The sequence below is a fragment of the Mangrovibacterium sp. genome (assembly GCF_041596335.1).
Classification (GTDB): domain Bacteria; phylum Bacteroidota; class Bacteroidia; order Bacteroidales; family Prolixibacteraceae; genus Mangrovibacterium.
Window position 1 is genome coordinate 1 of sequence record NZ_JBFHIT010000095.1, and the last position, 8,372, is coordinate 8,372.

Consider the following 8,372-nt stretch of genomic DNA (forward strand, 5'->3'; position numbering starts at 1 on the left):
AATTTCCTGACCAACACTTAGTCCTGAAATTTGAATTAACACATCGGTATCCAAATAGCGTATTCCAACGACATCAATACCAGCAATGGTATATTTCTTGGGGCTTGAATAATAGATTGAAAAATTAGTTCCTTCTTCTTGAGCAAAGGCAGCAAGGCTCATGATGAAGAATACGAAGAGAATTTTGAGTTTACGCATTTCCTGTTTATTGTTTAGCTCACAATTTGTTGACTGGTTTTTCCGAAGCGACGTTCTCTGTTCTGAAAATCAGAAACGGCTTCAAATAAGTTCTCCTTGTTAAAATCGGGCCAGAGAACCGGAGTAAAATATAATTCGCAATAAGCGATCTGCCAGAGCAGAAAATTACTTATGCGGGCCTCACCACTCGTACGGATAAGTAATTCCGGGTCTGGAATTCCATTTGTGGCTAAATATTTATCGATAAGTTCTTTGTTTATTTCTTCCGGTTGAATTTTCCCGGACTTAGTATCGACAGCGATCTTTCTGATTGCTTCGGTAATTTCCCATTTAGAGGAGTAACTAAGAGCTAAAATCAGATTTACACCGGTACAATCTTTCAATTCATTTATTGACCAATCTAATTTCTCCTGAACCTCGGGTGGCAAACTATTATAATCACCGATCATTCGCAAACGAATGTTCTTTTCTTTTAACGACTCGGTTTCGTTATTAATAGCATAAACCAAAAGGCCCATCAAAGCATCGACTTCGGCCTTGGGCCTCGACCAGTTTTCAGTTGAAAACGCGTATAAAGTCAGATATTTAATTCCGATTTCACTAGCACCTTCCAAAACTGATCGAACAGATTCAACACCTTGTTCGTGCCCATGAAACCGCTCGTTACCGTGTTGGGCTGCCCATCTCCCATTACCATCCATGATGATGGCAACGTGTTCCGGAATCTTACTAGCATTAAGTTTTTCTTTCAGCGTCATTCTAATTTATATTATCATACGCGGGACATTTTTTGCCGCCTCGATAAAACCGGTAGCAAACATGAACCCCCAGATGATAGATCCAATCATTATTGTGAAGGGGACTTGTATACTCAGTCAAAACGCTGGTTGTTTGATTAAAATTGGCTCTCGGATCATCCAGGTTATCCAACTTATCGTCGAAATATTTCCTGAACTGTGTTTCTACACCGACACCCCACCGTTCTCCGATGTTAAATTTAACACCGAAACCAAATGGCATATTCAGCGCGGCAAGGTTTTTACTTTCACCCAACGGATCCGCATAGGCACCAACTGAATTTAAAGCAACAGGATCATAATCGTACGGATAAAAGCTCACTCCAATCCCACCGATTAAATAGGTGGTTACTGTTTGCTTACGACTTCCGATGATATATTTAAAAAAGTTGAATTCAAACATCGCTGATACATCTGTAACAGTTTTATTGAATTCCCAAAGTGATGATTCAAATTCACCAGTTGCTTTTATTCTCTCCAACATTAAGGTTCCCCGTACGGAATATCGTGGATTAAAATTGTATCGCACAAATACCCCTGCTCCAGGTCCCAAAGAACTTTTTGTTTCGACTAAAGTCATGTCGCCTGAGTATGTACCCAGACCTCCCCAAAGGCCAATATCAGCTGTGTGTTGAGCTTGCGCAACCTGCAACGTAATGAAGCTTAGTGCAACCAAAAGCAATCTTTTCATTTCCAATCTATTTTCGTGAAAGGGTTGAATAAAAAGACAGCATTGCAAATTGTTTTGGCATCGTTATCAACATCTGAACATAAGACCTTTCAAAGGCTACAAAAGTAATATAATTCTCAAAACATCATGCTTGCTGCCTACTATAAAACCCAAATTGAGGTTAAAAATTGTTAAGCTGAATAATTAATTTCGACGGTCGGTTCCCCACATCAATTTATTCCGCAATGTACTAAAAAAGCCATGTCCGGGTAGCTTCAAAGTTTTCACCGAAAAGCCCGCTTTGCTGACAACCAGCTCTCCCGGGAAATTCATTGCTTGCGAACGTGAATCCAGCGAACACAAAAACTGTTGTCCTCTTCCCTCTACCCGCAACGAAATCCGATTGTCGTCAGGAACAACAAGCGGCCGCATGGTTAGGTTATGTGGTGCAATCGGCGTAATCACAAAACTGTTCGAATTTGGTGGCAAAATTGGACCTCCAACACTCAGCGAATAGGCTGTTGATCCGGTTGGTGTGCTAATAATTAGCCCATCTGCCCAATAAGTTGTTAGGTATTCATCATTTAGATAGGTGTGTATTTCAATCATCGATGAACTATCCATCTTGGTCACCGTAATTTCATTCAACGCATAGTTAAAATCGCCAAACAGATCAATTCCATCTTCAAAGCGCAAAACCGAACGCTCCTCAATCTCATACTCATTTTTCAGCAGCAGCTGCACTGCTTCATCCATGTCCTGTCGCGAAATGGCCGATAAAAACCCCAGTCTGCCAGTATTAATTCCAATCACTGGAATTGACTTATTTTTCAAACTTAAAATTGATTTTAGCAACGTGCCGTCACCACCAATACTGAACAGAAATCTGACTGATTCCGGCAGTTCATACCCAAAAGTAAACTGGCCTTTTATATCAGGCATTTCAGAACAGCGATCTTTGATCGATTCGTAAAATGGTTTATAGATATAAATATCCTCGTCCCGATCATGCAACATTGAAAAGAGCCTGCTCAGATCAGGCATGAAAGAGCTTTCAATGTGAAGTCCAAAAACAGCAACACTCATAAGGGATTGATTAAACTAAATATTCAGGTATTTCATCAACAACTCAAACCGGTCATCGTACATATGTTTCAACATACTTTCATCCATAAACACCGACCGAATGACGTAATTGTAGCGGACAAAAGTTTGAACGATAGCTGACAAATCCATTTGATTCACCTTCAACGTAACTGTGATCTCTCTTGAATTTTCGGCTTTTGATACATACAAACTAAGTATCTTGGCATCGTTTCCTTCTACAATACGGGCAATTTCGGCTAAAGAATAATCAATCGAATTCAGTTCCAGAACCAACACTCCACCGGGTTCTTTTACAGCCACCAAATCGGCAAATTTATGGGCCAGATCGTTCGCGGTAATCACCCCGATGTATTGGTGGTCGTCGTCCAACACGGGCAATACAGAAAGCTTTAACTCGGAGATTATGGACACGACCTCGTAAATATGTCGATTCTGGTGCACATGCGGCTGCACCAAATGATCAACACAATCATCCATCAACACGTCAGCCAAATTCAAATCATAAATGGTCTTGTCGTTGATTAGACCAACATATCGATGGGCATCCACAACAGGCAAATGCGAGATGCGGAAAATTTCCATCCAATTCAAAGCTTTCTGCCCGTTATCGGTCAGTCTCAGCGATGGAATAACGTCGGATATGAGTGCGCTTGCGAACAAATCTTTGTACTTTAGTTTTAACTTCTAAACAATTAAATCGTAACTTTGCAGCCCTATTTAAATGTTATGACCAGACTAAGTGTAAATATAAACAAAATAGCGACACTGAGAAACTCTCGTGGCGGTTCTGTACCCAGTGTGGTAGAAGCAGTAATTAACTGTCAAAAATTTGGGGCTGAAGGCATTACAATACATCCACGGCCCGATGAAAGACACATCCGGAGACATGATGTGTATGACATTAAACCACACATTTACACCGAATTAAACATTGAAGGCTATCCATCTAAAGATTTTCTCAATTTAGTTATTGATGTAAAAGCCGATCAGGCAACGCTTGTGCCCGACAAACCAGGACAGCTAACATCCGATCATGGTTGGAATACAGTGGAACATGCCGATTTTTTGACCGACGTGATTAAACAACTAAAGCAGAATCGTATTCGCACTTCCATCTTTGTTGATCCAAGTGTTGAGATGGTTGAAGGCGCGAAACGTGTTGGTGCCGATCGGATTGAATTATACACCGAACCTTACGCCAGTTTGTACCCGAAAGACCCGGAAAAAGCAGTGGCACCGTTTGTTGAAGCGGCCAAAACCGCCCAAAAACTTGGATTAGGTATCAACGCAGGACACGACCTGAGCCTGAAAAATCTTAAGTATCTTATCGATCGGATTCCATATATCGACGAAGTTTCGATTGGTCATGCATTAATTGCAGATGCATTATACATGGGGCTTCGCAACACGATTAAGGAATATCTCGACTGCATTAAACCGTAAGCATGGAATTATTTTTTCGGGAAGAAGGTAAAACCGGGAAGAACATTGTCATCGTTCATGGCCTTTATGGGTCTTCTGACAACTGGCTCACCGTTGGTAAAAAGCTGGGGAAACATCATCATGTTTATTTGATCGACCAACGAAACCACGGACGATCGCCCAATACCGAAGAACACTCATACGAGCTGATGAAAGAAGATCTGGCAGCATTCTTTGTCCAGCATAAGATCGACAAAGCCACTGTAATTGGTCACAGTATGGGTGGAAAAACGGCTATGTTTTTCGCTGCGGAATATCCGGAAAAAATTGAAAAATTAATTATCGCCGATATTGCTCCCAAAGACTATATGGATTTGGGTGAAATCAGCCAATATTATCAGCATCAGCTCATTCTCCAAACCCTGATTGAGTTAAACAATCATTGCGAAGATTACAGCTCCCGGGATGATATTTCAAAATATTTAAAGTTGAAGTTAGGGAGCCAGGATTTAGTGATGTTTTTGCTCAAAAGCATTTATCTCGACAAAAAATCGAATCATTTCAAATGCCGGGTAAATGTAGAGGTTCTGTACGATTCTCTTGATGAAATCATCAGTGGGATGAACTATCGGTGGTTGGAAGACCGCATTCCAATCGTGGGATACCCTGTTTTATTTATTCGGGGCGCTAAATCCGATTATCTGTCTGAAGAAGATGTAAAAATGGTGAAAGAGATTTACCCCGAGGCTCAAATAGAAACCATCCCAAATGCGGGTCATTGGCTTCATGCAGAACAACCAAAACTATTCATGGACGCACTGCTCCGGTTTATATAACAAAAACCGATAGCCAATGCTCAATGCTATTAGAAAATGAATTTTGTATCGAAATTCAACGGGATTCGAAATTCCTTTTTAAGTGCAATCACAAACAGAGCAATCACTTCCTAAAATTCAACATTAAAAAGGAAAGCGCAATTCTCCACAAACGAACAGTTCCGCTCAGTTTCCTTCAACTTAAATGAAAAGGTAAAGGCAATTCTGAGATCCTAAACTTTCAGCCTTCGATTGTACTTTTTAGTCAATTCCACCAGAAAATCTTTATGCGATTTTTTGAGCATTTTCCACTCCATTCGCCATTCCCAATTGTTGTGAACGGTTCCCGGCGTATTCATTCGGTGTTTTCCATCCAACTCTAGCAAATCCTGCATCGGGACAATCGCTATTTTAGCCACCGACGCCCAGGCAGTTTCAATCAGGGCGCGATGTATGTTACTCCAACTGGTGTTAAAATACTTTTTCAAATTATCGCTTTCTTCTTTGGTAGCCGTTTTCAACCAGCCCAGCGTTGTATCGTTATCGTGCGTCCCGGTGTAAACCGCAAAATTGCTTCCGTAATTATGTGGCAAATTCACATTGGTTTCATCCGATGCATAGGCAAACTGTAAGACCTTCATGCCGGGCAAATCAAAAGCATCGCGCAATTCTTCAACTTCCGGTGTAATAATCCCCAAATCTTCGGCAATGACCGGCAGATAACCTAGTTGCGATTTCAATAAACTCAGCATTTCAAATCCTTTTGCCGGCCACCACTCTCCGTTAATCGCATTTTTCTCGGAAGCCGGGATCGACCAAAACGATTCCAATCCCCGAAAGTGATCGATACGCACCAGGTCAAACATTCGCAAGTTGAAATGAACGCGTGCCGCCCACCAATCATATTCCCGCTCAGCCAACCGATCCCAATCGAATACCGGACAGCCCCAATATTGACCTGTTTCGCTAAAATAGTCGGGCGGAACACCCCCAACATGAGTCATTTGCCCTTTTTCATCGAGCAGGAAAATATCCTGATTTCCCCAAACATCTGAACTATCGAGTGATACATACAGTGGCAGATCACCAAATATTAGAATGCCTTTCGAGTTGGCATAATTTTTCAACTGAAACCATTGTCTGAAAAAAACAAACTGCACAAATCGATGAAAGTTTACTCGGGCATCTTGCTCCAGCATTGCTACATCCAGCTCATGTGCATCGCGATTCCGCAGTTTTTCCGGCCATTCATTCCAGCATAAATCGTCATCAGTACTTTTTAATGCCCGAAATAATGCATAGTCAGTCAGCCACCACGAGTGCTCGCCCAAAAACGTGTAGTACTCTTCCTTCCAATCGTCAAAATTCGATCTAAAAGCTTCGTAGGCTCGTCGCAGAAGAACAGTCTTCTCATCCATCACCAAATCATACTCCACCCTTTTGTCCGACATCTCTGGCACTTCCAACAAATTCTCTTCGGCCAGCAAACCATCTTCAACCAACAGCTCCAAACTAATGAAGAGCAGGTTCCCGGCAAATACCGAGTAGGATTGATAAGGTGAATTTCCGTAACCAGTTGGTCCAATCGGTAAAATTTGCCACAATCGCTGATTGGTTTCCGCTAAAAAATCAACGAAATCGTAGGCGTCCTTTCCTAGTGTTCCAATGCCATATTTATTTGGAAGCGAACTTAAATGCAATAAGACTCCGCTACTTCGTTCTAACTCTCTCATGTGCTATATTGATTTATATCGTCGGGGAATTCATTTCTGGTTTTGCTGAAGACTCTCCGAATCGGAACTTTTTCAGCAGAAGACAAAAATAATTTATTTATGGTTTTTTAGTGCAGATAAAAACAAAAACATCGGCATTATTGTATTTTCGACACAAAAGCTTGCCGGCAGATGAGTTATTCCATCAATTTGCAGAAATAAAAAAAACGAAAAGTCAGTCGATGAATTGTTGTTCCCGTCAACAGCTTGATCACACATTAATGCCGGGTGGCAAATTCGCCCGAAAGAACTACCTTTGCGGTCAAACAAAAATACAAGCATGGTAGCAATAGGTTTATTAAATGAATTGGAAGTAGTAAAGACAGTCGATTTTGGCGTTTATTTGGATGGCGGCTCACAAGGCGAAATTTTGATGCCCAAACGATACGTGCCGGAAAATTGTCAGGTTGGCGATCAGGTAAACGTGTTTATCTACCTCGACTCTGAAGACCGTTTGGTAGCTGTTACTGACCATCCACGCGCTATGGTCGGCGAATTTGCGGTCATGAAAGTAGTCTCGACAACTCCGGTTGGTGCCTTCCTTGATTGGGGACTCCCTAAGGATTTGCTGGTTCCCTTCCGCGAGCAACAGGTTCCGATGGAAGAAGGCAAGGACTATCTCGTATTCGTCTATCTCGACGACGAAAGTCAGCGAATTGTTGGTTCGTCTAAGCTCGACAAATTTGTTGATAACCTACCGGTAGATTACGAAGAAGGTGAAGAAGTCGATCTGCTTATCGCCGGAAAAACAGACCTTGGCTATAAGGCGATTATTGATAACAGCCACTGGGGGTTGCTGTTTAAAAATGAAGTTTTTCAACCATTGAAAACCGGCGACCGTGTAAAAGGATACATCAAAAACATTCGTGAAGACGAAAAAATCGATTTGGTATTGGAAAAACCGGGCTACGAAAAAATCGACAGCATTGCTCAAGGTGTACTCAATCGGCTGAAAGAATCCGGAAACTTCATTGCGGCCAACGACAAAACCGATCCAAAAGAAATTTCAAAACTATTCGGAATCAGTAAAAAGAATTTCAAAAAAGCGATCGGATCACTCTACAAACAACGCTTGATTACGATTGAGGAAAACGGTATTCGACTGGCGGAGTAGTTTGCAGCTACAGTTAGCCAGTATACTTTTGAAAAGCTAAATTTGAATTTTGCACCAGCAATACGGTGAATAAAACGAGTTCAAAAATGATGAACTCGAAACACAGAACTCGAATCGAAACGAATGAAACTTTGCATTGCAGAAAAACCAAGTGTTGCCAAAGAAATTGCCCAAATTATAGGTGCCCGAACCCGCCGCGATGGCTTTTTTGAAGGAAATGGCTATCAGGTAAGCTGGACTTTCGGACACTTGTGTACACTGAAAGAACCACACGATTACACCGACAAATGGAAATATTGGGACATGCGCTATCTGCCCATGATCCCACCTCGCTTTGGCATTAAAGTGATTGACGACGGTGGCGTGAAAAAGCAATTTGGCATTCTCGAAAAGTTGATCACCGAAGCTGACGAGATTATCAACTGCGGTGATGCCGGACAAGAGGGAGAGCTCATTCAGCGTTGGGTACTCACCAAA

At 41.7% G+C, this 8,372-nt stretch carries 10 protein-coding genes; 4 read left to right on the plus strand and 6 right to left on the minus strand.

Features of this window, described 5'->3' with window-relative positions; translation table 11 throughout:
* From ABZD21_RS19365 to ABZD21_RS19385, 5 genes are all read right to left on the minus strand, one after another.
* Positions 1-198, minus strand: a 198-nt coding sequence (locus ABZD21_RS19365; protein WP_372776781.1) for a hypothetical protein, incomplete at its 3' end; no start/stop codon positions are given.
* A gap of 14 nt (positions 199-212) precedes the next feature.
* Complete coding sequence (locus tag ABZD21_RS19370; RefSeq protein WP_372776782.1) at positions 213-956, minus strand: isoprenyl transferase; 744 nt, start codon at positions 954-956, stop codon at positions 213-215.
* A gap of 1 nt (position 957) precedes the next feature.
* Positions 958-1,686 (minus strand): DUF6089 family protein, encoded by a 729-nt coding sequence (locus ABZD21_RS19375; RefSeq protein ID WP_372776783.1) that lies wholly within the window; start codon positions 1,684-1,686, stop codon positions 958-960.
* A 183-nt stretch (positions 1,687-1,869) separates the two neighbouring features.
* Positions 1,870-2,751, minus strand: a complete 882-nt coding sequence (locus tag ABZD21_RS19380; protein ID WP_372776784.1) for an NAD kinase — start codon at positions 2,749-2,751, stop codon at positions 1,870-1,872.
* Positions 2,752-2,766: 15 nt separating this feature from the next.
* Complete coding sequence (locus ABZD21_RS19385) at positions 2,767-3,432, minus strand: CBS domain-containing protein (protein WP_372776785.1); 666 nt, start codon at positions 3,430-3,432, stop codon at positions 2,767-2,769.
* 66 nt (positions 3,433-3,498) lie between these two features.
* Here ABZD21_RS19385 and ABZD21_RS19390 point away from each other — a divergent pair, with 66 nt between their 5' ends.
* Together ABZD21_RS19390 and ABZD21_RS19395 are read left to right on the plus strand one after the other, a co-directional pair.
* Positions 3,499-4,215 (plus strand): pyridoxine 5'-phosphate synthase, encoded by a 717-nt coding sequence (locus ABZD21_RS19390; RefSeq protein WP_372776786.1) that lies wholly within the window; start codon positions 3,499-3,501, stop codon positions 4,213-4,215.
* Positions 4,216-4,217: 2 nt separating this feature from the next.
* Positions 4,218-5,030: an alpha/beta fold hydrolase gene (locus tag ABZD21_RS19395; protein WP_372776787.1), complete on the plus strand. Its 813-nt coding sequence runs from the start codon at positions 4,218-4,220 to the stop codon at positions 5,028-5,030.
* A gap of 212 nt (positions 5,031-5,242) precedes the next feature.
* On the opposite strand, the gene malQ is transcribed toward ABZD21_RS19395, so the two are convergent.
* Complete coding sequence (malQ, locus tag ABZD21_RS19400) at positions 5,243-6,742, minus strand: 4-alpha-glucanotransferase (RefSeq protein WP_372776788.1); 1,500 nt, start codon at positions 6,740-6,742, stop codon at positions 5,243-5,245.
* A 319-nt stretch (positions 6,743-7,061) separates the two neighbouring features.
* Between malQ and ABZD21_RS19405 the strand changes: the two genes are divergently transcribed.
* Complete coding sequence (locus tag ABZD21_RS19405) at positions 7,062-7,895, plus strand: S1 RNA-binding domain-containing protein (RefSeq protein ID WP_372776789.1); 834 nt, start codon at positions 7,062-7,064, stop codon at positions 7,893-7,895.
* 123 nt (positions 7,896-8,018) lie between these two features.
* The coding region (locus ABZD21_RS19410) for a toprim domain-containing protein (protein ID WP_372776790.1) at positions 8,019-8,372 on the plus strand (354 nt) is incomplete at its 3' end.

What these genes read in the sequence shown, in the direction of transcription:
- ABZD21_RS19395 (WP_372776787.1), top strand. Translation starts at nt 4,218, where the DNA reads ATGGAATTATTTTTTCGGGAAGAAGGTAAAACCGGGAAGAACATTGTC.
- ABZD21_RS19390 (WP_372776786.1), top strand. Translation starts at nt 3,499, where the DNA reads ATGACCAGACTAAGTGTAAATATAAACAAAATAGCGACACTGAGAAAC.
- ABZD21_RS19375 (WP_372776783.1), bottom strand. Translation starts at nt 1,686, where the DNA reads ATGAAAAGATTGCTTTTGGTTGCACTAAGCTTCATTACGTTGCAGGTT.
- ABZD21_RS19380 (WP_372776784.1), bottom strand. Translation starts at nt 2,751, where the DNA reads ATGAGTGTTGCTGTTTTTGGACTTCACATTGAAAGCTCTTTCATGCCT.
- ABZD21_RS19370 (WP_372776782.1), bottom strand. Translation starts at nt 956, where the DNA reads ATGACGCTGAAAGAAAAACTTAATGCTAGTAAGATTCCGGAACACGTT.
- malQ (WP_372776788.1), bottom strand. Translation starts at nt 6,742, where the DNA reads ATGAGAGAGTTAGAACGAAGTAGCGGAGTCTTATTGCATTTAAGTTCG.
- ABZD21_RS19405 (WP_372776789.1), top strand. Translation starts at nt 7,062, where the DNA reads ATGGTAGCAATAGGTTTATTAAATGAATTGGAAGTAGTAAAGACAGTC.